Here is a 26,542-nt window from a genome sequence, read left to right on the forward strand (position 1 = left end):
AGTAGTGAACGTCACGGACTTCAAATCCTGCACGGTCACGGGAAAGACCGCCGGGACCCAGCGCGGAAAGACGTCTCTTGTGAGTAAGCTCCGCAAGGGGATTGTTCTGGTCCATGAACTGTGACAGAGGCGAGGAGCCGAAGAACTCCTTGATAGCCGCAGTTATGGGACGGATATTTATAAGGCTCTGGGGAGTGATGGTCTCAGCCTCCTGAGCCTGGGTGTTCATTCTCTCTCTGATGCTGCGCTCCATACGCGCAAAGCCGATCCTGAACTGATTCTGGAGCAGCTCGCCAACGGAACGGATACGTCTGTTGCCCAGGTGGTCGATATCGTCCACTGTGCCGACGCCCTCGCAGAGATTGATAAAGTAGCTGATGGTAGCGAAAATGTCGTCAAGAGTGATGTGCTTGGGAACAAGCTCATCAGCACGCTTCTTGATCATTTCCTCAAGCTCGTCGTTGTCTGCCGCAGTGTCGAGGATATCTCTCAGCACCTTGTAGGAAACGAGCTCGTTAATGCCGCAGGCAGCAGCGTCAATGTCAACATAGCCCTTGATATCTACCATACCGTTGCCGATGACCTTGACTTCCTTTTCCTCAACATGGCTCTGAGTCTCGCCCTGAGCGGTGGTAACGATCTCCTTGTGCTCAACTCTGAGCCAGGCCTCCATAACGCCTGCCTGCTCGATCTCCCTGGCTCTGTCATAGGAGATAAGCTCGCCCTCGTCAGCCATGATCTCGCCCGTAGCGGGATTAGCGATGGGTCTTGAGAGGTAGTGACCTGCAATACGTGAAGCGATACCCAGCTTCTTGTTATACTTGTATCTTCCGAAACGTGAGAGATCGTATCTCTTAGCGTCGAAGAAGAGCATATTGATGTGGGAAATAGCGCTGTCCACCGTAGGAGGCTCGCCGGGGCGGAGCTTCTTGTAAATTTCAAGAAGAGCTTCCTCGGTAGTATTTATATTGGAGTCCTTTTCAAGGATAGTCTGGCTGAGGATAACGCTGGGACCGAACATATCATCGATCTCCTGATTGGTGCCGCAGCCGAGGGCTCTTATAAATGTGGTAAGAGGGATCTTTCTGTTCTTGTCGATCCTGACATATGCAACATCGGAGGAATCCATCTCATATTCGAGCCAAGCGCCTCTGTTGGGGATAACGGTAGACTTGAACAGGTCCTTGCCCGTCTTGTCCTTTTCAAAGGCATAATAAACGCCGGGTGAACGGACGAGCTGAGAAACGATAACTCGCTCCGCACCGTTTATAACGAAGGTTCCGCTCTCGGTCATAAGAGGGAAATCGCCCATAAAAACTTCATTTTCCTTAACGTCTCCGGTCTCCTTGTTCCAGAGAGTAGCCTTTACTCTGAGCGGAGCAGCATAGGTAGCGTCTCTTTCCTTGCACTCTTCGACCGAATACTTAGGGGTCTCGTCGAGATGATAATCGACGAAATTAAGCACCAGATTGCCGTTATAATCCGTGACAGCGGCAACATCACGGAAAACCTCTTTAAGTCCCTCCTCAAGAAACCATTTGTAGGAATTTTTCTGCACTTCAATAAGATTAGGCATATCAAGAGCTTCATTTATCTTTCCGAAGCTCATACGAGTAGTCTTACCGAGCTGCACCGGCTTTACATTCACCATAGGCGGACTCCTCCTCACTTTGTTTAGAAAAAAACATTCGGAAAAAGCTTCCGAACAAAATGTACGCTATGCCCGAGCCTGTCAGAATACTGCGAAAAAGCGCATTACCGGGGAGCGCGCTGCCCCCGTCATATTATTGACAACAGCAGGGAATTTCAAGCATCAAAGCCGGAGATCCTGCCCAAAAGCCGAGTAAACATTGGTAAAACAGGCATAAGAATACATTATGATACAGTATATTATTATATAACATCTGTCCACGGTTGTCAAGGGCTTTTTCCCTTTTTTTCAAACTTTTACATTTTGCACAACCGATACAGTATATTTTTTAACACATATGCACTATTGTACTAAAAAGCCAAAAATGCGCCGCGGAATCAAAAGCCGCAGCGCATATAACGCACATATCTGCTTATATTTCCCGAAATGAGAGCCATCAAAAGAAACAATAGCCCTCATCGAAAAACTTTTCTTTCTGAGTAATAAGCTCTTTAAGTTCTTCCAGTTTCCCGGTAAGTGCCTGCTTATTTTTCTCCGTATGTTCATCCTGATGATCTGAAAACGAAGCCCATTCATCTGTACAGCTGCTGATATCATCATATAAACGCCTGCAGAAATCCAGCATACTTGTATTGGAATACTCGTATACTATATCCTTTTTCTCCATACAGCGGCTGAACTCATCTTCAATAATGATATGACAATTATATAAGCTCACAACACATAAAAGCCTGTCGGGTTCAAGATAGCCCTTCACGCAGAAAGGGCTCCGATTTTTCAGTCCGAATATCGCCGCATCTATCCATTCAAAAGCAATATCGGAAAGATAGCTCAGTCCATATACGGAAGTGCCCTCAAGGGAGAAATCGCTCCAGCCGTGCTGCGGTTTTGTAAGCATTTAAATGCATCTCCTTTCATTCCGAATATTTACTGCAAAAACTTCGGAGCTGCCCGCCATTTATCTGTTTTTTCTCAGTTCATCTCTTACCATCATCAGAGAATAACCAAGTAAATTTTCCCCTGTCCATTCATCGGTGTTAAATCTTGAAGGGTCGGACATAGATCTTCCTATGCCCCAGATCTTATCCCCGACCGCACATTCAGCCAGAATATCCTCATCGGTTGATAATAACCTGTCTGCCAATTCTTTATTCTGTTTAAACTTTTCAAGCAAGCCCTTATAAACGATGATCTGCCGCATACCATTCCACAGAGACTCATTATAATCCCCGACGCTCCGTCCTAAGGCTTTGATCCTTCCCACATCCGAAGTCTGCAATATCTGTGACGCAATCTTGGTATCATTAAACAGAACGGCTTTTTTGTACATCATATATTGTTCCATAGAGGTAAACCTGATCCCCTCTGTCATAAAATCCGACAAATACCAGTTGCTTAAGTAACCGTTTATTTCCTCGGGGTTATGAAAGCAAACAACATTTCTCATAAACGTCCTCCTTTTTGCTGTTTGATGTCTTACAAATACCTTACCGACTGCTCGACTTATCAATTTAATCCCGGCACTCCATCACTCATTCCAATACTTCCTGTCCAGGCTCCGAAACTGCACCGCCTTTGCAATGTGCGGACGGTCGATCACCTCGCTGCCGTCCATATCCGCAACAGTCCTCGATACCTTGAGTATCCTGTCATAAGCACGGGCGGAAAGCCCCATCTTCTCAAAAACGCCCTTGAGAAGCTCATTCGCGGACTCGGTAACGGGGCATACCTCGTGAAGGATATCGGAAGTGATGCCCGCATTGCAGATAATGTCCGTGCCCTTGAACCTCTCCTGCTGAATTTCTCTTGCACGCTGAACGCGTTCACGTATCGCCGCCGAGCTTTCCTCCTTTGTTTTCGAGGATAAATGGGAATACTCCACGGGAGCCACCTCAACCTGTATGTCGAACCTGTCAAGCAGCGGACCCGAGATCTTGTTTATGTACGCCCTCGCCTGCTTCTGACCGCAGATGCATTTTCTTGTGGGGTGCCCGAAATATCCGCAGGGACAGGGATTCATCGCCGCCACCAGCATAAATGAGCAGGGATATGTGACCGTGCCCGAAGCCCTCGAGATAGTCACCTGCTTGTCCTCAAGGGGCTGACGGAGTATCTCCAGCGCCTGCCTTGAAAACTCGGGCAGCTCGTCAAGGAACAGTATGCCGTTGTGGGCAAGGGAGATCTCCCCCGGACGGGGAACGCTGCCGCCCCCCGAAAGTCCCGCCGCGGAAATGGTGTGATGAGGCGACCTGAAGGGTCTTTTCACCACCAGCGGCTCCTCTCGTGAAACAATGCCGCAGACCGAGTGGATATTTGTAGTCTCCACCGACTCACGGAAGGTCATCGCAGGCATAATGGTGGAAAGTCTTTTTGCAAGCATAGACTTGCCGCTGCCCGGAGGACCTATCATCAGCAGATTATGTCCTCCCGCCGCCGCATATTCCATAGCCTTTTTCACAGTCTGCTGACCCTTTACGTCCGCAAGATCCACCGTATCGAACCATTCCTCGGGGAGCACCTCGTACTTTTTCCGAGGAATGAGGACTGCCTCTCTTGAAAAATGCCCCAGAATTTCCCTGACATTCTCAACGCCGTAAACCGTCACACCCTCGGCAACGCTCGCCTCATAAGCATTCTCCGCAGGAACGAAAACCGTGTCAAAGCCCTCTCTTTGGGCACAGAGTACCATAGGCAGAACGCCGTTTACGGGTCGGACATCGCCATTCAAGGAGACCTCGCCGATAAAAGCAGTCCTATCCAGGTCGTCGGTTATCTCCCCCGTTGCCTTGAGGATAGAAACAAAGATAGCCAGGTCGTGAACGCTGCCCGTTTTCTTGGTGTCTGCAGGAGCAAGGTTTACAATGACACGGGCAAGGGGAAATTTAAGCTCTGCGCTTCTGAAAGCCGCCCTTATGCGTTCGCGGCTCTCCTTAACGGCGGTGTCGCCCAGTCCAACGATGTCAAAGCAGGGCGTGCCCCTGCTCACCTCGGTCTCCGCCTGCACCGCAAATGCGTTTAGCCCGAATAGCCCCAGACTGTTTATCTTTGCAAACATAACTGCTCCTTCCTTTCTGCGGGTGACGACCCGCGGCGAGACGTTCTATAATTCATTCGGGCGGCATACTGTCGGCTCGGTAACGTTACAAATATACTGACCGATATATTTCGATTTGGCGGGTGACGACCCGCGGCGAGGTCGCGCTGTAGGTTTATGCGAAACTGCTGCTTTATCTCCGCGCCGATAGATATGACAACAGCCCGACATATTGGAATTGGCTTAACACAAAGTGTTTTCTATGTACTCGATAAGAGGTTTTCTGTTTACCTTGTCCTTATTGTTGATGTACCAAGCATAGGATTCTTCCAAACCCTGTTCTAACGATTTCACATCTCCCATTAGTTCATACTGCAAGGAAACATCCAAGCAATACTCATAATCATAGAAACTGAAATAATTCCTTTGTTCAACATCTTGATGAACACTTACAAATGAGGCTTGTTTTCCGACAACATTGTAGCATAGCTCTACCCACTTACGAATTGAAACAACCTCTTTATTTCCCACATTAAAGATATGCCTGGACGGTTTTACTTTCAACAGGACATCAATGAACCTACATAAATCATGGACATGGAAGAATTGCAGCTTCATATCACCATCTTTAGGTAAATAGAACTTTCGGTCAGCCAATGCACAATCAAAAACAAAAGCTTCTCTGTATACATTGTTCATAGGACCATATAAGTATGGAGGTCTAAGAATATATGCGTTGGGGTTTCGTTTCAACAAAGCAGTTTCTGCCTCTATTTTATTCGTTCCATACTTGCCCCAATACTTGTTATTAGAGAGAGGAGCATCTTCCTTGAATGGTTGTGGAACATATTCAGGATATACAGCACTTGAACTGATAAGAATATAGTTTTCATAATCTCCCAAAGCGTTAAGCAACAGTTCTACATCATCGGAAGTATATCCTGTATCTATTACAGTATCAAAGCGATATTCACGAAGGGTTTCACCAAGATCATGCCTATCAGCTTCGATAAGTTTTACACCCTTGGACTGTTCTTTAGTGTTTCGATTAAGCACATATACATCGTAGCCTTTAGCAACATAATACTCTGCAATATATCGACTAACAAATACAGTGCCACCTGTTACAAGTATCTTTTTCATATCTGCATTCCCCGCCAAATTCCGATATATCATTCTGTTGCAAAATCCATCGGCGCGGAAACAAAGCAACCGCCCCGCACAAACCGACAGCGTGACCTCGCCGCGGGGCGACCCCCGCCAAATTCCGATATGTCGCGCCGATACAAAATCTATCGGCGCGGAAACAAAACTCCCGCCCCGCACAAATTCAAAGCGCGACCTCGCCGCGGGGCGACCCCCGCCAAATTCCGATATGACACGCCGATACAAAATCTATCGGCGCGGAAACAAAACAGCCGCCCCGCACAAACCGACAGCGCGACCTCGCCGCGGGGCGACCCCCGCCCTCGCCCTCAATCTATCAGGTCAGCTAATTTGTATCGTTACCGAGCCGACAGTATGACGCCCAAACAAATTAAAGAACGTCTCGCCGCGGGGCGACCTCGCCGTCAAGCCACTTTATAATATCCTCATAGACCTCAAGCCTGTTTGTCTCGTTAAGAAGCTCGTGGCGGCAGCCGTCCCAGAGCTTGAGGCGCACATCGGTGAAGCCGTGGGAATCAAGCCGCCTGTAAAACTGCATAACGCCCTTTCCGTATGAGCCGATGGGGTCCTCCGTGCCGCTCATAATAAGCATAGGCAGGTCTTTTCTCACCTTGCCGTACCACGACCTTGAGGTGCAGTACATCAGGAGCATAAAAAGGTCACGGAATGCAGAAGCGGTGAAGATGAAATTGCACCTTTTGTCGCCGCAGTAATCCGCAACCACCTGCTCGTCGCGGGATACCCAGTCAAATTCCGTCCTCCTGTCGGCAATGCGAGCGTTTGACATTCCGAAAAGGAGCCTGTTTATCTTTCTCGAGCGGCTCTTCACCCCGTGGAGCATGATCTCCTTGTCCGCCATAAGGACCCCCGCATGAACGGCAGGGTGATTTCCCACCGTTCCCAGAATTACCGCACCGTCCACGTCCGAGCTGTACTTTGCCAGCAGACAGCGCGTAACAAGGGAACCCATGGAATGACCGATAACATAATGAGGTATCTTCCCGAACACCTGCCTGCCGATAAGCATAACGTGGCGCATATCCTTGATAAGGCATATCCAGCCGTTGTCAAGGGCAAAATATCCCAGGTCATACTCCTCGGCAGCCGAATTTCCGTGACCCAGCTGGTCGTGTGCAATGACCGCATAGCCGTTTTTGCACAGGTGGTCGATAAAATGCTCATAGCGCTGTGCGTATTCGCACATACCGTGACATATCTGCACCAGCGCCTTTGCCTTTCCCTCCTTGGGAGTATAAATATAGTATGCTATCCTGTCTGCCTTGTTGGAGCTTATAAATGAGTGTTCGGATCTTATAAAGTTCATATGCGATCTCCTTTCACAGGTGTTTATTGCGTTTCATCTTGAAGCCCTCGTCGGAAAGGGGATTGGACTCAAGAGCCGTTCTCACGTTCTCATTGGTGAGATGGGTGTATATCTCGGTGGTGGAAACGCTGGCATGACCCAGGATCTCCTTTAACACCATAGGGTCAACGTTGCCGTACTGATACATAAGAGTGGCGGCGGTGTGTCTCAGCTTGTGGGTGGAAAGTCCCCTGTCTCCCATGCCAATGCGGTCGAGAGCGTTTGAAACTATCTGCTGTACACGTCTGTTTGTTATCCTGGTTTTCCGCTTGGAGAGGAAAAGCGCCTCGGTGGGAGCCTCGGGACGGACGGCAAGATACTGCCTTATAGCCTCCTCACAGCCGTTGTTGATGTGGATCATCCTCTCCTTGTTGCCCTTTCCAAGAAGTCTGAGCGTGCGGTCATCTAAGTCAATATCCTGAATATTTATCCCCACAAGCTCGGAAAGTCTCATTCCGCAGTTGAGAAAGAGCATAAGGATACAGAAATCCCGCTCGTAAAAATCCTCGGCAGGACTTATATTTTCAAGAAGCTTCCTGCTCTCGTCCAGACCCAGATATTTGGGCTGAGCCTTTTTGGGACTGGGAACGTCCAGCGCCTCCACGGGATTTGTCTCAAGATGAAAGCTTGTAAGCTTATTATTGCACAAAGCCTTGTAAAATCCCTTGATAGCGGAAATTTTTCTTGCTCTGGTCTTGTCGTTGTTGCCCCGTTCCTCGGCGGAGTAGTTGAGATACTCGTAAACGTCCGCCAGCGTGATGCCTGCCACCTTTGAAAAGGGCACATCGGCAATGATATCAATATCATCGCCCTTTGCGTTCATCATATTTTCCTTGATGTACCGCAGAAAAAGCCGCAGGTCGATGTAATAGGACTCGATGGTCTTTTCCGAGCGGTTTTTTATGACCCTGAGATAGAAAATATATTCGCGAAGATATGGGGGACAGTCCTTCATATCCGTCATAAAAGCTCACCTCCGATGCTGTTTTTTATTTAATTTTATCATAATCCCTTTTTACTGTCAAGGGAATAAAAAAGGCAGCCGCACGGATATTCATCGCGGCGCCGCCGTTGAATTTTATGTATACAGCACTGCCCCGTATCCGAATATAAATACGGGGCAGGATATTCAATCGTCAAGCTTTGCGCGGAGTGCATTTTTAAGATATTCGTATCTGAGACGCTTTTCCTCTTTTGCGAAATGCACCTCTCTGAACTGCTCGGGGTTGTCCTCATAGCACAGCTTCTCATCGCCGAACTGCTCGCTGGTAAGGTCGAAAACGCAGTCCCCCACAACGTTGTAGCAGTGATAATTTCCGCCCGGTCTGAGTATTCCGTAAACCTTCCCGCCGAATATATCCTGAGCGAGAAAAGCGGTAATTGAGCATTGTCCCAAGGTCATATTTTCCTTAGTCCAGCCCTCCCTCAGACGGGGAGCACAGGTCTCGGCGCACCATATCTCCGACAGCATATCATAGAGAGCGCGGGGGTCGGATATTTTTGCGTATCCATCGCTTACAGGGGGAACATCAGCCTTTTCCCGGCCGTAAAATCCATATTCCATAAAAGGCACCTCACCTTATCATCAGAGCTTTATCCCGGGAGCAATTTCTATCTCAAAGGGCAGCAGATCTATGATATCCTTTTTCGGGTCAACGCCCTCATATACCTCAATGAGCCTGAGACCGCTTCCGCACAGCTCAAAAACGCAGCGCTCCGTCACATAAAGCACCCTCTGCTTATTGACAAGGGCACGCTTTGCGGAGAAGCTTATGCTGTTTATCTTTTCCACAAACTTGGGTATATCGCCGTTTCGCTCAATAGTAACGCAGTTCTCGCCCTCGATGACCTCAAGCCCCTTGGTGTTGAAGGTCAGACAGAAAACAACGGTGTGAGTCTTTGCGGTGATGTTTGCAAAGCCGCCGATGCCCGAGAATGCGCCGGGGCCGCGGTGGGAATTAACGTTTCCGAAGCGGTCCACCTCAAGTCCGCCCATAAAGCAGATGTCAAGACCGCCGTTGTCGTAAAGGTCGAACTGGTTTGCCATATCGTTCATGGAGGCAGCGCCTATCATAGCGCCGAAAACCGTTCCCGAAGCGGGAAATCCGCCAACGCCGCCCGACTCCACAGTCAGAGTTATGCGGTCGAGCATACCGCTCTCCCTTGCGTATCTGGACACATTTTCGGGAATGCCTATGCCGATGTTTACGATATCCTCGGGTGTAAGCTCTTCGGAAGCACGCTTTCCGATGATGTTTGCCGCAGGATTGTATGCCGCCTTTGTGGCAGTGCGCTCCGCGAGCATCTCGTTCCAGTCCTGCCACTGTGCATAGGGTATCTCAAAGCTTCCCGTAAGGGATTCGTAAGCCGCGTGTCTCGGCTCGGGTTCCACCATAACGATAGCGTCAACGAGACAGCCGGGGATAATGGTGTTTCGTGGACGGGAAGGAGTGCTGACGATGCGGTCAACCTGAACGATGACCTTGCCGTGATTAGCCTTTACCGCCTGGCAGATGGACAGTGCATCTCCCGACATATACATCTCGTCAAAGGAGATATTGCCCTTTCTGTCCGCAGCAGTGCCCTTTATGAGTGCCACATTTATCTTAGGGAGCGTGTAATAGAGGAACTCCTCGTTATCCACCTCCACACGCTTTACCAGGGAATCATCGTGAGAAATATTGTTTATCCCTGGACCGTCAAGACGGGGGTCAACGAAAATGTCAAGTCCCACCTTGGACAGCGCACCGGGCAGACCGCCCGCCTGCGCGCGTATAGCGTGGGAAATGCAGCCCAGGGGGAGATTGTATGCCTCAAACCTGTCCTCAAGGACAAGCTTTTTTGTGCTGAGCATTGCGCCGAAATGGCCGCAGATGAGCTTATCCACAGCGCCCTCTCTTATGTAGCTCTCGGCGTTTCTGTTCTCGTCCCAAACGCCGAAGCCGGCGCTGGAAACGATGGTCAGGTGCTTTGGAGCGCCTGTCTGCTTGTATCGTCTGTAAATGGCTTCGTGAAGCTCCACAGGGTTTTCGATGCCCACAAAGGAGTTAAGACAGATTACGTCGCCGTCCTTGATGAGCTCTGCCGCTTCGTCTGAGGTCATGATCTTATACATTTCTTACTATCTCTCTTTTCTGACATATTATTACAAAATGAGCCATTATATATTCTAAACGATTTTGCACCGATTGTCAAGCAGAATGGTGAAAACAGCTCCTAAGAACTTATAAGTTAAAAAAACGTTAAGAGATATCCGAAAGTTTAGCTAAATTATCATTGACACGAAAAGGCGTAATGATGTATAATGAAATATGTCGGCTGCCAACGAAAAATTGCCGGGAAAAGAGATATTGATGGAACAGACAAAGAACGAAGAGCTGTCGAAAAAAAAAGAAAAATGCACAGCTGATCTATTATCCCTTCTTTATATACCTCTGGTTTTTGTTTACAATGAGATCATACTGAAAGCCTTTGCGGGGCAGCCTGTTTTTGAGGACTGGGGCTTCCGTCTCCTTTTCAGTCTGACCTCAGGCTTTATCCTTTCGGGACTTATAGCTTTTGCTCCCCCCAAAGCGCAGAAAATATGCACCATGGTCCTGCTTTATATCACCGCCCTGCTTTTTGCGGCACAATGTCTTATCAGGAACAGCTTTCAGCTTTATATGGAGTTTGACTCCATATTTGCAGGGCTCGGCGGCGTGGTAACAGGCTACTTTGAAAATATAACCAATTCTGTACTGAATTCCATACCCCAGCTTCTGCTGTTTTTTGCTCCTGCAGTGCTGTATACCGTCCTGGGCAGAAAGCTGCATTTTGTACCGCAGAATAAGCTTAGCCCTGCGTTATCGGCAGGTACGGCAGTGCTGGCGGCAGGCATATTCTGCGTTACAGCCGCCGGCGCTTCTTCGGGAGAGTACGGGGATATATACAAGACCCGTTTTGATTTTGACCTTGCCACGGAAAAATTCGGACTTTGTGCAAGCCTGCGGCTGAGCACACAGTATGCCCTTTTCGGAAATGAGGAGGAGATCCTTTTTGTAATGGAGGATATCCCGGAGACCTCCCCCGTTACGCTGGGCTCTTCCTCTTCCGATACCGCTGGGGCAGCAACGGTCACAGCAGTGCCCGAAGAAACATCCGTCACAGCGCAGACCTCTGTACCAATGACAGAGACAGCTTCCTCCGCCGAAAGCGAAACCGGCGAAACAGAGCCTTCCGCGACAGAAGGGGTGACTTCCGAGCCGTCTCAGACCGTAACCGAAAAAACCACCGCTGCTCCCCTGCCCGTTGTGGGGGGCGTAAATGCAATGGCGATAGACTTTGCAGGCATACCGAACCCCAGCGCAAAGGTAACGGCTCTCAATCAGTATGTTCAGTCCCTTGCGCCATCAAACAAGAACGCATACACAGGACTTTTCAAAGGCAAAAACCTTATCCTTATCTGCGCCGAAGCCTTTTCCGATGTGGTCATAGACGAGAAGATGACCCCCACCCTTTACAGGCTAAGTCATAAGGGCATATATTTCTCCGAATACTATCAGCCCACCTGGGGCGGCTCCACCTCCACGGGAGAGTATTCCTTCCTTACGGGACTTGTACCCACTCACGGCGTAGACTCAATGTACACTATCAGAAACAACAACAATTATTTCACAATGGGAAATCAGCTGCAGAGACTTGGCTACACAAGCTGTGCTTACCACAACGGCACCTTTGATTTCTACAATCGTGACAAGACCCATAAAAACCTGGGCTATGACAATTACCTTGCCTTCGGAAACGGGCTTGAAAATATCATCAGGCGCTATTCCGACGACTCAGTAATGTTTGACGCCACCCTTGACGAATACATCGACAAGCAGCCCTTCAGCCTGTACTATATGACTATCAGCGGTCACTGCATATATAACGCGGAAAACAACAAGGTAAAGCAAAATCTCTCCAAAGTCCTTGAGACCCACGGAAACAAGTACAAGGACAAGACCAATTATTATCTCTGCTATCAGCTTGAGCTTGAAAATGCGCTCACGCTGCTTGTGCAGAAGCTTGAGGAGGCAGGCATAGCGGACGATACGGTCATCTGCATTACCTCCGACCATTATCCCTACGGCCTTGAGCAGAGCAATACATATAAAAACGACCGGGATTATGTTACCGACCTTTACGGCTATAAATACAGCGCCCCCTGGGAAAAGGACCACAACACCTGGATACTCTGGTCGGGCTGCCTTGAAAACGAGCTTTCGGACTATGCCTGCGAGATATCCTCGCCTACATACAGCCTTGATATCCTGCCCACCCTGTCAAATCTTTTCGGACTTGAATATGACTCAAGACTTCTTGTGGGAAGGGACGTTTTCTCGGGTCAGGAAGCCATAGCCGTATGGAACAGCTACAGCTGGGCGACAGAGCGGGGAAAATACAATGCCAGGACAAGGAAATTCTATCCCAACGAAGGCTATGAATACGATAAGGCGTATGTTGACAGGATATCGGGTCTGGTAAAAAATAAGATCAACTTCTCGGGTCAGGTGGTAGACAATAATTATTATCAGGTGCTTTTCGGCGCCGATGAAAATACATAATGCGAGAAAAATAAGCATAAGGACTGTGGGTCCCTATGCTTATTTTTGACCGTTCTGCCGACAAAGACGGAAGAACGGAATATTTCATTTATATGAGCTGATCGCTGCTTTGGGAAGTTATATTTATACTAATAACCAATTGTTCTATGGATAAAGACGGTGGATAGAATACGACAAATCAAGGAAAACGACCGCAGGCGGGCTGTCGCCCGGCAAGGGAGTTTGACGCAGAGTTGGCGTATTATAGCCGCCGTATTTTGTCCATAGGTTAATTGGTTATTAGTATTACACCTATTCGGTATATATAGCTTTTATCTGTTCCTCGGTGAAGCCCAGAGCCTTCATTTTCTGAATTGCCGCAGCACGTTCTTCCGCTCTTCCTTCCGCCTTAGCATTTTTCAATGCGGAAGCCTCATCGTGAAGAGCCTTTTCACGCAGACGTGCTATTTCCCTGATCTTAGTATCCTCGCTTATGTCATATATTATCCTGACAGCTTTCTGCATAATAGGCACGTTAGTAGCTTCGATCATTTCAAACTCCTCCTCACTGTCGGCATTGATAAATTGCAGCCATAATTCTCTGCTGTTGTCCGGGTTGGGCTTTTTACCGACCTTTTTAAGCTCGAAAAAGTGAATGCCGAACTTGTCGGAGAACACCTCATCTGTGCCTTTTATCATTGCGGCAACCTCGGTGTGATAATCATCACCGCTGAACATATTGAAATTTATGATATTTATTGTGATGGTCTGTTTCAGCTCACTGTAGTCCTCACCGCTTTTCAGTTCAGAGGAGTACAGCTTTGCCCAGTAAAAAAGCGTCCTGTCACGATAATCAGTATCGTTTTTCACCTGGATCTCCACATTGACAAGCCGGTTATCCACTTTCAGATTAAGATCAAGACGACTGAACTTTCCTGCAAGTGTTTCGGGGGGAAGCTCGGGATTGGTTATCTTGATCTCGGATATGCTCTCAGGCGCCACGTCAAGCATACTTGCTACAAACGAATGAAGCATATCTTCATTTTCGGTAAAAATCTTTTTGAAAATAATATCAAGCTTTGCTGAGATAACATTTCGTGACATCGTTTTTCTCCTTCCGCCTATATTATCTTCATTATATCACACTTTATGTTGATTTTCAAGGGGATCATTCGCGTCACATTTTCCTGCTGTATTTTATCACAGCCTTAAAAGCTCCGCCTGTCTTCCGCGATAAACCGCATAATACTTAAAACCGCAGTCTCTGAGCATATCCCCCGCCATATCAAAGCAGATACCCAAAGTTTCGGGAGAATGAGCGTCCGAGCCGAGGGTAACAAGCTCCCCCCCAAGCTCCTTGTACCGCAGAAAAACCTTTTTACAGGGGTTAGTCTCATCCATACCTCTCGCAAGTGCGCCTGTGTTGCACTCAAGAGCCCTGCCCTTTTCGACAAGCACCTTCAGAATGGGGTCGATGTACTCCGCAAATTCCCCATAGGAAAACTTTAGTCCCCGTTTTTTCCCGTAGCGGACAATGTAGTCAAGGTGTCCCAGCGAATCAAAGCAGCCTATTTTCTTTATCCTTTTCAGAGTGACCTCAAAAAAGCGCTCATATGCGTTTCCCTCGTGGGTGTCGAAATACTCGTCATAATATGGGTCAAGCCCGTCAACGAAATGCACCGAACCGATGATATAGTCAAAAGGATATTTTTCCGACAGCTCCTCAAGATATCCCGAAATATGGCTCTGCAAGCCCATTTCAACACCTATGCAAATATCGAGCCTGTCGGAGTATTCCTCCCTGAGCCTTGACAGCTCCTCGAAATACCCCGGAAAATCAAGGTTAAAATCGATATCCGATACCACGTCATAGTCGTGATGGTCGGTAATGCATATCCGCTTCATTCCGAGGGAAATTGCCTTTTCTATCTGCTCCCTCGGGGGGGTGTCGCTGTCCCCCGAGAAGCTTGTGTGAATGTGACAGTCAGCGTACATCAGCCGCTCACCCCGTTTCCCCTGCATTGTCCGAATTTACGGGCATATTGCCGCTCTGAACGGGAGCCGCCGTTTCCGAAGGAGCAGCAGTTTCCGCAGGAACATTATCCGAAGCCTGAGTTCCCACAGCCCCCGTCTCCGATGCGGCAGTCACGGGAGCAGCTGTCTCCGAAGTGGCATAATAGGGCTGAACAGCAGCTATCTTTTCATCGTCAAGTGTGCCGTAGGGATTGGTGAACAGCTTCTCAATGCCGTCAATGAGAGAGCTTGTGTTTGCGGCAAAGGCGTTGTTTATGAAAATAACGTCTGTAATGCCCTTCTCCTTCATATACTCCACAGCATTTCTGCCGAAATAGCGGATATCTATAACATATATCTCGTCAAAGCTGTCCACAAGATAGGGCGCAAAGGCATTTCCGTAGGACTCCTTGAAAACGCAGACCTTTCTGCCCGTGTTGTTCTCTGTGATTATCTGGGTGTGAATAGCGTCAGAGCCGATAAACACGCCGTAAGCATAGCCGGGGCTTACATTGTCATAGAAAAGAGTGCCCTGACCCTTTGGCTTTAAGGTGTCGTAGTCATAGTAATAGGTCTTGTATTCGGACTTGGGCTTGTAGTAGGTGAAAAGCTCGGGGCTGTTTTTCAGAATGGGGTCGTTGGTGTAGCCGTAGAGAGAGCCTACATAGCCGTCGATCTCCCGTACCTCGTAATCCTTGTCAATGTCCTTGGGAGTCTCGCCCATTGCCTTTACAAGAGCGGCATAGGCATAGTATGCACCCCTGTGAGACCAGTGGTGGTCGGTCCTCAGATAGATATATTCATCGGTGTGAGCGGCTATCTCCGAGTACGCATCAACGGGGATAACATCGGCGGTGTAGCTGCTGTAGATATGCTCGATGGCGTCCTTTTCGGAGGAGCTGTACTTCTGGAATTTCTTAGGCAGATAGAACTCAACAGAGGTGGGAACAACGATGTTGTACACATTTACATCGGGACCCATAGCCTCCTTGTAGCGGCTGATAAGCTCGGCATAGCGTGTGCCCATCTTCTTGTTGCCGCCGAAGAGCATAACGCCCGCATTGTCTCCGTACATCTTAACGCCGTCCACAACAATGCCGTTGTTGGCAAAATCGGCAATGTTCTCCACTTCCTCCTCTTCCTCCGTCTCTGTTTCGGAAACGGCAGTCTCGGGGGCAGCTGTCTCGGAAACGGCAGCTGTCACCTCTCCCTCGGGAGCTGTCTCACCGGGTAATGTCTCGGAAACGGCAGGCTGTGTTTCGGTAACAGCAGAAGTTTCCTCACCGATAAGGTTGCCCTCATCGTCGGCTACAACGTTCACATTGCCGTAGAATTTAGGAGCGCTTATGCCCTTGATGCTGTCAAACTTTGCGTTCAGCTCCACTATCTGCTCACGGAACGGAACGGTATCGGAAAAATATGCTGTGAACTGAGACGCAAAGCTGCCGTCAAGATAGCTCTGTACAGTAAGCTCAGGCTTCTTTTCAAGCTCGCGCTTCTCCGACTCGGAAAAATCGGGGCGTTTAAGGAAAACAAGGCAAAGCCCCGTAAAAAACAGCACCGCAAGAAACAGTATTATGCTCACTCTTTCAAAGACGGCGTGACGTGACTTATATACCTTTTCCGCCTCGGTAAGCCGTTTCTTTCTTGAAACGGGCTGAGGCTTGTATGTTTTTTTGCCCTTTTGGGGCTTGTTATTTTCTTTAGGTTCTTTCATTTATTACAGCCTTTCATATCCATAATGCGGAGCGTTTCTTCCATAGAAACAGAGTCGGCATATCTTCCGCTCCACATAAAACTGTTATAATATTTATAGCTTTCCTCGGCAGTCATAAATTCATTGTCAAAGGTGGAATTTGAATATTCGGGAACAATGATATGAAAGCCGTGTTCAAAGCCGCATTTAACTGCGGCGTCAATGCAGTAATCCGTCTGAAGCCCTGCAATTATCAGAGTGGTTTCGCCCTTATCTCTGAGATATTCGGTCAGTCCCGTATCTCTGAAAGGGCTGTTAACGGTCTTGTCGAATATTTTTTCACCATCGGCAGGCTTGAACTCATCATAAATTTCAAAGCCCTCATTTCCCTTTGAAAGGGGTTTGCCGGGTCCGTCGTCGTGCCAGATATAGATGACCTCAATACCGCATTTGCGGGCGGTATCAATAAGCAGCTTAACATTTGATACAAATTTCTCAAAACGGTATAACGCCTCGTTTGTTATCGCCCTCTGAGCGTCAACTATCAACAGTACCAATGCCATCTTCCTTTCAATTCAAATAATAAACAGGGGTCATCAGAACCTGAAATAAAGGAACGGATTATAGGTATCGCCCACAAGAGAAATAACCGACAGGAACATAATAAGTCCGAGAACGGCTATCTTAACAACGCTGACAAAAACGAATTTGCCCTTTGACTGCATAGCAAACCGCTCCCCCACCTTTGAAACATAGCTGTAAACGGGCATACAGAGGACAACTGCAATGATTATGAGCCACAGGCTGCCCTTCAGCTTTGAAACGGTAAGGATATCCGTAAGTGCAAGACCATTCGCCCCGAACATTGCCCCGAGACAGGAGGAAAGCTGCGATACATCGGTGAAATAGAAAATTGCCCAGCCGAATATAACAGCGATGATAAGATAGAGATGTCCGAAGAATTTAGGCGCCTTGTCAAGGACTTTAAGCAGGAATGTTTTCTCGATAACGAGAAGAACGCCGAAGTAAAGTCCCCAGATGATGAAATTCCAGCTTGCGCCGTGCCACAGTCCCGTGCAGAACCACACGATGGCGATGTTCAAAAGCTGGTGCTTTCGGTTTCCGCCTAAGGGGATATAAACATAATCGCGGAAAAATGTTCCCAGAGAAATGTGCCACCTGCGCCAGAACTCGGTGACTGAGGAGGAAACATAGGGGTGCTCGAAGTTCTCGGGGAAATGGAAGCCGCACATCATTCCCATGCCGATAGCCATATCCGAATAGCCCGAGAAATCGTAGTATATCTGGAGCGAATACATTATAACGCCTGCCCACGCCGCCAGAACGGAGGAGGGCGCCTTGTCAAAGGTCAGAAGCTCGGTGGCGAGCAGACCCATGGAATTGGCGATAAGCACCTTTTTGCCCAGACCGAAAATAAGGCGGTTTATGCCCTGATGGAACTCGCTTATCTTGATGTCCCTGTTTTCTATCTCCCGCGCAACGGAGCTGTATCTTACGATTGGGCCCGCCACAAGCTGGAAGAACATGGACAGGTACAGCAGATAGCCGAAATAATTCTTCTGAGCCTTTGCCTTCTGCCTGTAAACGTCCACCACGTAGGTTATGGACTGGAAGGTGTAGAAGGAGATACCGATGGGCAGATGAAAATCGGGAACGGGCAGGGAAAGCCCCAGCAAGCCGTTTATGCCCGAGACTATCATACCGCTGTACTTGAACACTCCTAATATAGAAAGATTTACCACACAGGAGATGACCACGCCGAGAACAGCCTTTTTCTCGCCCTTGTGCTTGTCGATGAAGCGCCCGTTAAAATAGTCAAATACCGAGCTGAATATGAGCAGGCAGACCCACACAGGCTCTCCCCAGGCATAGAAAAACAGGGAGAAGATTATCAGCACGATATTTTTTATCTTTGTTTTGGACGCCGCAAAGTAGCAGATAAGAAACAGGGGCAGGAATATGAACAGAAAAAATATATCCGAAAATACCAACGCATTACATTCCTTTATTTAAATATCTGTATTACTATTATACACCTAAAAATCTGTTTTTTCAACCGTATAAAGACAAAATTGATGACGGATAAATAACATTTCGGTTACTGTGTAAAAAATCATACGCTCTTTTGAAGCAAAATAGGATATTCCGACTAATCACAAATCAAAGCGTCTCTCCCCGATACAGCCGGAGAGAGACAATTTCTCATTTTTTCAGTTTCCCCGAGATAATATCCGTCAGAAGCTTCAGGAAAAACTTAAACTCCTCTGTCCTGCCGAAAAGGGCAAGGAATATGAGGTTCGGGAGCAATGCGCATATCAGCACCCTGACCGCAAGATCCCACAGGGGAGAAGCTATGGTCACACAGCCGCAGACAAAATATGTCAATGCGCATACAGCCCCGGTCACAGCGGTATAAAGCAGGAGACGGCAGAAATATTTCTTCGGGCTTGACCTGAAAACGTGCTTAAAAAGCACATACGGCTCCACCCATATGCAGACCGTCAGAGTGCTTATGACAGTGCCCAGGAATATTCCCGAAACGCCCATAACACGGGCAAGGACTATCGAAGCAATGATATTTACAAGCGACTCAACAATGGGCTTGTAGCGGTCATAGTAAAATGCGCCTGCCGCCTCGCGGTAGGTAAGCACAGATTTTCTCATACCCGTAAGGAAAAACACCGCCGATATGAGCACCACCGTATCCATACCGAAAATAAGGCTGTCGGTTTTGAGCCACAGACAGATAAAGGGATTGAAAAGGCACACAAGGCAGACAAAGGAAAAGCCCATTATCCAGAAGCTCATAAAAAATATGCGGTAAAAGGAGGTCATAAGCCTTGACTTGTCCTCACCGGAAGCGTTCAGGTCTCCCACTCCTGCGGAGATAGAGGTAAAGATCTGCCCGATCACCCTCTCCAGCGCATTTGTGATAAGGTAATAATTGGAATATATCCCCGTTGAAGCAATGCCCACAAGCTTAGAGATAAGGATATTATCCGTTGACAGCACCACAATGCTGCCGACCTTGTGCATAAGCATTGCTCTGACATTCTTTTTTATATCGCAAAGCGTGGCTTCGGGCAGGGGAGAAACGTCTTTATCCCTGAGATATGGATACATTCTGTCCGCCGTCAGCGAAACGGCGATATTTTCCGCAGCAGTAAACAGCAGCTGCATTGCGGTAAACAGCAGATAATTCCTCGTGGCGTAAAGCACAGCTATCTGGGCAATATTCAGGGCAAAATAAAAGCCGTAATGGTACATAGTCGCCACATAACGCTTCTGGTCGCATATTATCAGAGTGCGCTTGTAGGAGAAAAAGTATGAGATGCCCGTATTTGCGGCGTACAGAAGATATATTGCCGTAAGGTGTGGGATATCGGGCACCTCGTCCATAAACCGTGGATATATGGGTACAAAAAGCACCGCAAGGACAAGCACCGCCGCTCCTATGGCATTATACGCCCGTTTGTACAGCCGCATAAGCGATCTCACCAGGGATATATCATTCTCCGCAAGAGGCTTGTAGAGAGCAAAGGTCATTGCCGAGCCAACTCCCAGCTCCGCAAGAGAGAGAACGGTAAGGATATTTGAAAAAAGTCCGCTTATTCCCAGATACTGCTCGTCAAGGCAGTCGAGAAAGGCTCGCCTTGCGATAAAGCTTATAAGTATTCCCGCCGCCTGACCGATAAAGGCGGTGATGAGATTTTTCAGAGAAGCTTGTGTTCGTGTCATAGGCTCTGCTCCCTGCCCTTTTCCCCTGCGGGAACGGCTTCGCTCCCGCCGATAAGATAGGGCATATTATACGCAAGAACTATCATACCGTATATAACATATTTACTCTCGTAATAATCCACCATTGAGATAAGATAAAACAGGAAAAGGGCAAATGCCGTAAAATCATTTATCCTGTTTCCGCGGCACGCCATAAGCTTTTTGGCGATAAGGCAGACAATGACCGAATAAAGCGCCAGTCCCACTATGCCGCTTTTGTACAGTATTTCAAGGAAAATGTTGTGAACGTGGCTTATGCCGAATTTTTCGAGCAGGACTGTCATTTCCTCCTGACCGTAGCCGATGAGTGGCGACCTTTTGATATATACAAACGCCCTGTCCCATATGACCGTTCTGCCCGAAAGGGTCATATTTTTATGAAAAACGTTTTCGACAATAAACGGGAAATATACGTGCAGTCTGAACACCACCACCGAAAAGAAAAGACACAAAACGGCGGCAATATAGGTCCTGAAATTGAAAATATCCGAGATGTTCTTTTTATAGAAAAACAGAAGGTAGAGCCAGAGCAGAATGATAGCTGTGACCGCCGCTCCCGAGCGCACATAAATATATGCGCCGTCCACAAAAAGCCAGAACAGAACAGTGCCCGCAGTAAGCCGTCCCTTTTTATCCAGGCAGTTTATTATGGAGAACACCTGGATAGCAAAAACGATAAAAAAGGAGCCGTTGTCATGTCCTAAGAAATAATAGTTCCTGTCGCCGAGGAGGTCCATAAATTCCTTCTGGTCCATGCCCTCGGGATAGTATATGAACATTGTTACCGCCATTATCAGGCACATCAGTCCGCCGAATATGCTCATTGCCGAGAGAAATTCCCGCTTGTAGTGCTTGATGCCCAGCTCTGCGATCATAGCAAAGGATATATTGGAAAGCATGATAACAACAGGTCCCCTGATGTTATGGATATTGTTCACGGCAGTGGGGATAACAATGGATATCTGATACAGGGACATAAAAATAATAAAAGGAGACAGCTCCGATTTTTTTATATACATATATATGGCGATAAGGGAGGCGCAGACCTTCCATGCGTCGATAAAGCTGTCAACATACGGGTCGAGGATATATTCCGCAGGCTTGATAAAGGGTATTATCAGAAAAAGAAACAGAAGCAGACTCTTTTTTATTTTCATATAATTGCCACTTTCTATCAGATGTTGTTTTTCCGCCTGCCAAAGCTCTGCCGCAGGCGCCTGAGAAAATATACAGCAAGGACATATGGGATATTCGGCTTTCCGAACAGCACCAGAAGCTTTGACATTTTCGTCAGCACAGAGCGGTCATACTCTCTTAATGCGCCCTCAAACTCCTCCGAGCAGATAAAGCTCCTTATCATCTCCAGCTTTTCCCCCAATGATGTGCCGCCCCTGCTGTCAAGAGTGCGGTAAACGACGATAGCCAGGAGGTTGATAAGGCTTGAGTTTATCATAGCTTTTGTTCCGAGGGGGAAGGTGTATTTTTCCAGAGCGCGGATATTTGCCCTGTAGACCGCCATAGCCGCCTTGTCGGGGCGGGGCATTTCCCTGTGGGTAAGGGAATTTTCCCTTACATAATAATGATAAAGCACCTCGGGAACGTATGCAAAGGACGAGATATTGGCATAGCAGCGCAGCTTGAAGTCCTCGTCCTCGCAGTAGCTCAGCTCCTCGTCAAATGAAAGCTTACCCTTAACTATATCCGCCCTGATGATAAACATACAGCAGGAGCCTTCAAAGAAATTGTATATTTTCAGGGTCTCATCAAGGGAGGTGTCGGTAAAGACCCTTTTGTCCGAATTGCCGAGACAAAGCGTCCGACGGGGCGTTTTTTCGGCTCCGTCTGTCTTGTCGTAATCGAAAAAGCACATATCCGTCCCTGCGGCTTCTGCCGTATTCACAGCCGTTTCGAGTGTATGGGGCTCTATAAGGTCATCGGGGTCCATGAAATAAAGCCATTTTCCCGAGGCACATTCTATCCCCGCATTTCTCGCAGAGGAAACGCCGCCGTTTGCCTTGTCTATCACCCTTATCCTGCTGTCGCCCTCTGCAAGCTCTCTGCAAAGCTCTCCGCTCCTGTCGGCGGAACCGTCATTTATGAGTATTATTTCAATATCCGTCAGCGTCTGAGCCATTGCGCTCCGGACGGAGGCTGTGATATACTTTTCGACGTTATAAACGGGGATTATCACCGAAACAAGAGGCATAAGCTTTTCCTTTCATTCTTCCGAATATATCTCCTCAAGCTGCTTTGCGGTATCGGCAATGTCATAGCCTTTGGCTCTGACCTCTTCGGCAAAGCTTTTTCTGATATATCCGTCACATTCCGAAATTATATGCTCCGCCCACTCCTGCGGTGAGCCTTCCAGCGGCATAAAGGAGCAAAGCTCTGTAACAGCAGCTTCTTTCGGCACTTTATCGGAGCATACGGTTTTAAGTCCCGCAGTCTGGGCTTCGATGGCGGCGATGGATATCCCCTCGGAAAAAGAGGGCAGCACAAAAGCGTCCATGGCAAAAAGATAAGGCGCAGGGTCGTTCACCGCACCTGCAAATATGACCTTTTCCGAAATGCCAAGCTCACCGATATGCTCCCTTATCCTGTCCTCATACTCCCCGTCCCCTGCGATAAGCAGCACGCTATGGCTGTTTTTCTCAAGGATACACCTGAAGATATCCGCAAGGAAGCAGTGGTTTTTTATCTTTGCCAGACGTCCCACATGACCTATGACAAATTTATCTCCCAGACCCAGCTTATCCCTCATCTCATTTCTTACGGACGGGTCAAAGCCGAAATGTGCCGTGTCTATGCCGTTATTTAAAACGGTAAAGCGGCTTTTTGCGCCGAACATATATCTTCCCGCCATTTCCGAGCAGGCGATAAGACGGTAATTTCCTGTCCTCATCATTATGCGGCACAGCTCAAAAATAAGCTTTTTCAAAGTGCCTGCCCCGGGGCGGTCTCCCGAATGGGAATGAAGGATGATCTTCTTAACTCCCGCCGCTGCCGCTGCGGCTCCCTCAAGGAGCTCCAGGGGACAGCTCATATGTACATGAACAATGTCAGGCTTGTTTTTTTTGCAGTGAGCGTAAAAGTGCCTGCATATAACAAGCCTTTTGAGCACCTTCCCCTTATTTTCGGCAGGCATAACGGTCAGCTTCCTGCCCAGAGCCTTCATTTCCTCATCATATTTTGCCGTTACAGGCTCCGCGTCGGAATAATATGAGATATTAAGCCCGGGGCTTTTTATCAGGAAAGTGTTTTTAAAAACAAAAGCCTCCATTCCACCGTTGGTCAGAGCCTTCATCTTTTCAATGACATATTTCATCAGCCGTCTACCTCAAATTCGGACTTATGGGGCAGTATGGCGTCAAAGGCGCTTATCAGCTCCTTTTTGTACCGCTCAAACTCCTCATCTGTGAGCCTGCCGTCATTTATGCATATCATTTTTCCTTTTCTCTTTCTGATATACTCGCACACCTCGGAGCATTCATTCATATCCCCCAGCCGCATATTTGCGCCTATACGTGTGCTTCTGGGAACGAACTCGCCCTTTGCAAGCTGCCATTCCTTGAAAAGCCATTGGTTGTAATCCAGCATATGGCGGAATTTCTTCATGCAGGTATCGTCAAGCTCCGCTCCCTCCAGCTCCCACAGCTCCTCAAAGGTCTGTCTGCGAAACGAAGTGGGAAGGTGATGCTGCCACATTCCCGGGAAACGGGGACAGGGCAGAAGAGCGAGGGTTCTCAGCAGCTGTCTGCCGTAAAGAGGACAAAACCACTTGGCAGGGTCCTTTTTAATGACCTCTTTCATAGAAAAATATTTATTGATGATGCCGATATCTCTTATCGGGCACATATGGAAGGATACCTCGGGGGAATAGCAGTGAACGTTCAGCACAGCGCTGTCGCAGGGCAGACCGTTTTTAAAAAAGACCTCCCGGGAAACCGGAGATATAAGAAACATATCATCGTTAAAATAAACGAAATTTTCGGAAAGCCCCTTTATCCTGTGGAGATTGAGCTCAATGGGATTGGCGCTGAAGGTGGGCAGGTACTTTTCGGGGATATAGTCCTCGTGGCGGACGATATTAAGCTTAGGGTGGGAGGTATTCAGCCACCCGGGAATATGTCCCCATGTAACAAAATGTATCTTCCTCACCCATGGAGCAAACCTCTCCACCCCTCTGAACCAATAGGGAAGGAGCTCCCAGTCACGGTAACGCTCGGGACGGGAGTCGGTATGAACGGGGGGAGCGTACTTTGCCTTTTCCGCCTGCCACTCGGGGTCTGAGCCGTCCACCCATATTATAACGAAATCTATCTCTCCGTCGTTTTTCATTGCGAGGATATCTCCTTTTTGTTTTTTCTCAGCAGCCTGTTGTAGACCCATGTTCTCAGGCGGTTGGGCATAAGGCAGACCGCAGTATGGACCGCAAGCCCCCTGATAAGGTCATAAAGGGAATAAAATCCCATTTTGTAGAAATTTATCTTGCATCCTGCTATCTTTTTCAGGTAATCCATGCCGCCCCGCCTGCCGTAAAAGCCCTCCGAAACTCTCATATAGACCAGCGGCTTAGGGAAATTGTAAAAGCGGCAGCCTGCCATTATCATTCTTACATACAGATCGTAATCTTCGGCAAAAAGGCAGCTTCTGTAGCCTCCTGCCTTTAAAAGCGCCGATTTTCGGAGCATAGTGCTTGGGTGAGCGGCAGGGCATCTCGAATGGGCAAATTTCACACATTCCTCATGGCTTTCGGGCATTTTGCGGTAAGCGGTGATATTGTCAAGGCTGCCCGTAAATTCGGAAATACTGCTGCCGACCATATCCGTTTCGGGGTGGGCTTCAAAATACTCCGCCTCGGTAAGACATCTTTCGGGGAGCGAATAATCATCGCTGTCCATTATGGCGATATATTCCGATGAACAGAGCTTTGTTCCTGCGGCATAGGCGGCTCCCAGACCGCAGTTTTCCTCAAGAGGGCATAATTTAAACAGACCCGGGAATTTTTCCCGGTATCCGTCGATAAGGCTGTCAAGCTCGGGAGTAAGAGGTCCGTCCTTTACAATGACAAATTCCGCGGGGGGCAGGGTCTGGGCAAGCATACTGTCCACGGCAGTTTTCAGCTCGCCGCAGTCCACCTTGCCGTAAACGGACATCAATACCGTATATCTGAGTTCAGCCGCCATCAGACAAGTCCTCCGAATAAGTTTTATTGGTTATTAGTATAAAATGCCTTTCTAATTACCGTTTCCGCTGTCTTGAATATTATTTTCAGATCGAAAAGCACCGACCTGTGAGTTACATAATAAAGCTCCATTTTCTGGCGGGAGCCGTTTTCATAGCTTGTATTTTTATCCGCATATGCCGCCCAATAGCCTGTAAGCCCTGGCTTTACGGAAAGAAGCGCCTCTCTGTCGTCTCCGTAGAGCATAGTTTCCTCGTTCACAACGGGACGGGGCCCCACAACGGACATATTTCCCAGGATAAGGACATTCATAAATATCTGGGGCAGCTCGTCAAGGCTCGTCCTGCGGAGCACTCTGCCTATCCTTGTTACGCGGGGGTCGTTTTTAAGCTTGTATTCCTTTTTGAACTCCTCCTGCTGAACGGGGGTCAGATATTTCTCCATATTATCGGCATCACGCTTCATACTGCGGAATTTGTACACCTTGATAGGTCTGCCGTCCTTTCCCACACGGCTGTGGGCGTATATAACAGGTCCGCCGTCCTCTGTCAGTATGAGCAGGGCTATGACTGCGCAGGGTATCAGAAGGATAAGGGAAGCAATAAAGGACAGAAGGATATCCGCAGTGCGCTTAAAAAAGCTGTAGGCGGGTTTTTTCACGAAAGCACTGTATTCGGGCGCAGCAGTGTTCTGCTCCTTGTCCATAAGACCTGCCTTCAATATCCTCTCCCCTTTCTGCCGAGATAATAATACACCTTATAATTATACACCAAGCAGATTTTTTTGTCAATTGTTATTGCTGACAAAAAACATAGAAACAAATGCCAAAAGCGGATACCCCCGTCGGGATATCCGCTCCAGTCTGTCGAAAAAGAAATGACAATTATATAATAAGCACAAACCAATGTAAAAATTGCTTTGTCAAAAACGTTCCACCGGAACGTTTTTGAGGGTAAGTTACCTAAAACTTGTAAGAAGGGGAGGCGGTCGTGTGAAGCTTGCTTCACAATATGCCTTCCCCTCGAAATGCTGTCGCATTTCTCACCCCTTGCACCGTTTTTGGAGGATAAA

21 protein-coding genes and 1 pseudogene are annotated in these 26,542 nt (G+C 48.0%); 1 reads left to right on the forward strand and 21 read right to left on the reverse strand.

Going from position 1 to position 26,542, the window contains the following annotated elements:
* The 9 genes and pseudogenes from ACI4J0_RS10635 to ACI4J0_RS10675 all read right to left on the reverse strand — a co-directional run.
* Positions 1–1,651: pseudogene (locus ACI4J0_RS10635) on the reverse strand (DNA-directed RNA polymerase subunit beta); the annotation flags it as partial.
* Between the two features lie 436 nt (positions 1,652–2,087).
* Positions 2,088–2,549, reverse strand: coding sequence for a hypothetical protein (locus ACI4J0_RS10640; RefSeq protein ID WP_439765788.1), 462 nt, complete (start codon positions 2,547–2,549; stop codon positions 2,088–2,090).
* A gap of 60 nt (positions 2,550–2,609) precedes the next feature.
* Positions 2,610–3,098 (reverse strand): NADAR family protein, encoded by a 489-nt coding sequence (locus ACI4J0_RS10645; RefSeq protein WP_439765789.1) that lies wholly within the window; start codon positions 3,096–3,098, stop codon positions 2,610–2,612.
* An 81-nt stretch (positions 3,099–3,179) separates the two neighbouring features.
* Positions 3,180–4,706, reverse strand: a complete 1,527-nt coding sequence (locus ACI4J0_RS10650; protein WP_439765790.1) for a YifB family Mg chelatase-like AAA ATPase — start codon at positions 4,704–4,706, stop codon at positions 3,180–3,182.
* A 222-nt stretch (positions 4,707–4,928) separates the two neighbouring features.
* The gene (locus tag ACI4J0_RS10655; protein ID WP_439765791.1) at positions 4,929–5,828 is read right to left on the reverse strand and encodes an NAD-dependent epimerase/dehydratase family protein; all 900 of its coding nucleotides are present in this window, start codon (positions 5,826–5,828) and stop codon (positions 4,929–4,931) included.
* 394 nt (positions 5,829–6,222) lie between these two features.
* Positions 6,223–7,176, reverse strand: coding sequence for an alpha/beta fold hydrolase (locus tag ACI4J0_RS10660; RefSeq protein WP_439765792.1), 954 nt, complete (start codon positions 7,174–7,176; stop codon positions 6,223–6,225).
* A gap of 13 nt (positions 7,177–7,189) precedes the next feature.
* Complete coding sequence (locus ACI4J0_RS10665) at positions 7,190–8,179, reverse strand: tyrosine recombinase XerC (RefSeq protein WP_439765793.1); 990 nt, start codon at positions 8,177–8,179, stop codon at positions 7,190–7,192.
* Positions 8,180–8,344: 165 nt separating this feature from the next.
* The gene (locus ACI4J0_RS10670) at positions 8,345–8,779 is read right to left on the reverse strand and encodes a YunG family protein (RefSeq protein ID WP_439765794.1); all 435 of its coding nucleotides are present in this window, start codon (positions 8,777–8,779) and stop codon (positions 8,345–8,347) included.
* Positions 8,780–8,800: 21 nt separating this feature from the next.
* A complete protein-coding gene (locus tag ACI4J0_RS10675; protein WP_439765795.1) occupies positions 8,801–10,330 on the reverse strand; it encodes a CoA-transferase in 1,530 nt (509 codons plus the stop codon).
* Positions 10,331–10,568: 238 nt separating this feature from the next.
* Between ACI4J0_RS10675 and ACI4J0_RS10680 the strand changes: the two genes are divergently transcribed.
* A complete protein-coding gene (locus ACI4J0_RS10680; protein WP_439765796.1) occupies positions 10,569–12,800 on the forward strand; it encodes a sulfatase-like hydrolase/transferase in 2,232 nt (743 codons plus the stop codon).
* 291 nt (positions 12,801–13,091) lie between these two features.
* On the opposite strand, the gene ACI4J0_RS10685 is transcribed toward ACI4J0_RS10680, so the two are convergent.
* From ACI4J0_RS10685 to ACI4J0_RS10740, 12 genes are all read right to left on the reverse strand, one after another.
* A complete protein-coding gene (locus ACI4J0_RS10685) occupies positions 13,092–13,883 on the reverse strand; it encodes an Rpn family recombination-promoting nuclease/putative transposase (protein ID WP_439765797.1) in 792 nt (263 codons plus the stop codon).
* 96 nt (positions 13,884–13,979) lie between these two features.
* Positions 13,980–14,774, reverse strand: coding sequence for a histidinol-phosphatase HisJ family protein (locus ACI4J0_RS10690; protein WP_439765798.1), 795 nt, complete (start codon positions 14,772–14,774; stop codon positions 13,980–13,982).
* 7 nt (positions 14,775–14,781) lie between these two features.
* A complete protein-coding gene (locus ACI4J0_RS10695; protein WP_439765799.1) occupies positions 14,782–16,509 on the reverse strand; it encodes a DHHW family protein in 1,728 nt (575 codons plus the stop codon).
* On the reverse strand, positions 16,506–17,045 hold the full coding sequence (locus ACI4J0_RS10700) for a cysteine hydrolase family protein (RefSeq protein WP_439765800.1): 540 nt from the start codon (positions 17,043–17,045) through the stop codon (positions 16,506–16,508). The genes ACI4J0_RS10695 and ACI4J0_RS10700 overlap by 4 nt, the downstream gene beginning before the upstream one ends.
* A 39-nt stretch (positions 17,046–17,084) precedes the next feature.
* Positions 17,085–18,500 carry an MBOAT family O-acyltransferase gene (locus ACI4J0_RS10705; RefSeq protein ID WP_439765801.1) on the reverse strand — a complete coding sequence of 472 codons (1,416 nt, stop codon included), beginning with the start codon at positions 18,498–18,500 and terminating at the stop codon, positions 17,085–17,087.
* 211 nt (positions 18,501–18,711) lie between these two features.
* The gene (locus ACI4J0_RS10710) at positions 18,712–20,247 is read right to left on the reverse strand and encodes a lipopolysaccharide biosynthesis protein (protein WP_439765802.1); all 1,536 of its coding nucleotides are present in this window, start codon (positions 20,245–20,247) and stop codon (positions 18,712–18,714) included.
* On the reverse strand, positions 20,244–21,443 hold the full coding sequence (locus ACI4J0_RS10715) for an O-antigen ligase family protein (protein WP_439765803.1): 1,200 nt from the start codon (positions 21,441–21,443) through the stop codon (positions 20,244–20,246). The genes ACI4J0_RS10710 and ACI4J0_RS10715 overlap by 4 nt, the downstream gene beginning before the upstream one ends.
* A 17-nt stretch (positions 21,444–21,460) precedes the next feature.
* Positions 21,461–22,492: a glycosyltransferase family 2 protein gene (locus ACI4J0_RS10720; protein ID WP_439765804.1), complete on the reverse strand. Its 1,032-nt coding sequence runs from the start codon at positions 22,490–22,492 to the stop codon at positions 21,461–21,463.
* A gap of 12 nt (positions 22,493–22,504) precedes the next feature.
* Complete coding sequence (locus ACI4J0_RS10725) at positions 22,505–23,611, reverse strand: glycosyltransferase (protein ID WP_439765805.1); 1,107 nt, start codon at positions 23,609–23,611, stop codon at positions 22,505–22,507.
* Entirely contained in the window at positions 23,611–24,624 is a 1,014-nt protein-coding gene (locus ACI4J0_RS10730) for a Stealth CR1 domain-containing protein (RefSeq protein ID WP_439765806.1), read from the reverse strand. The genes ACI4J0_RS10725 and ACI4J0_RS10730 overlap by 1 nt, the downstream gene beginning before the upstream one ends.
* A complete protein-coding gene (locus ACI4J0_RS10735) occupies positions 24,621–25,472 on the reverse strand; it encodes a glycosyltransferase (protein WP_439765807.1) in 852 nt (283 codons plus the stop codon). Before ACI4J0_RS10735 ends, ACI4J0_RS10730 begins: the two co-directional genes overlap by 4 nt.
* 23 nt (positions 25,473–25,495) lie before the next feature.
* Positions 25,496–26,191 (reverse strand): sugar transferase, encoded by a 696-nt coding sequence (locus tag ACI4J0_RS10740; protein ID WP_439765808.1) that lies wholly within the window; start codon positions 26,189–26,191, stop codon positions 25,496–25,498.
* Positions 26,192–26,542 lie beyond the last annotated feature (351 nt).

Source organism: Huintestinicola sp., from assembly GCF_051882455.1.
GTDB lineage: Bacteria > Bacillota > Clostridia > Oscillospirales > Ruminococcaceae > Huintestinicola.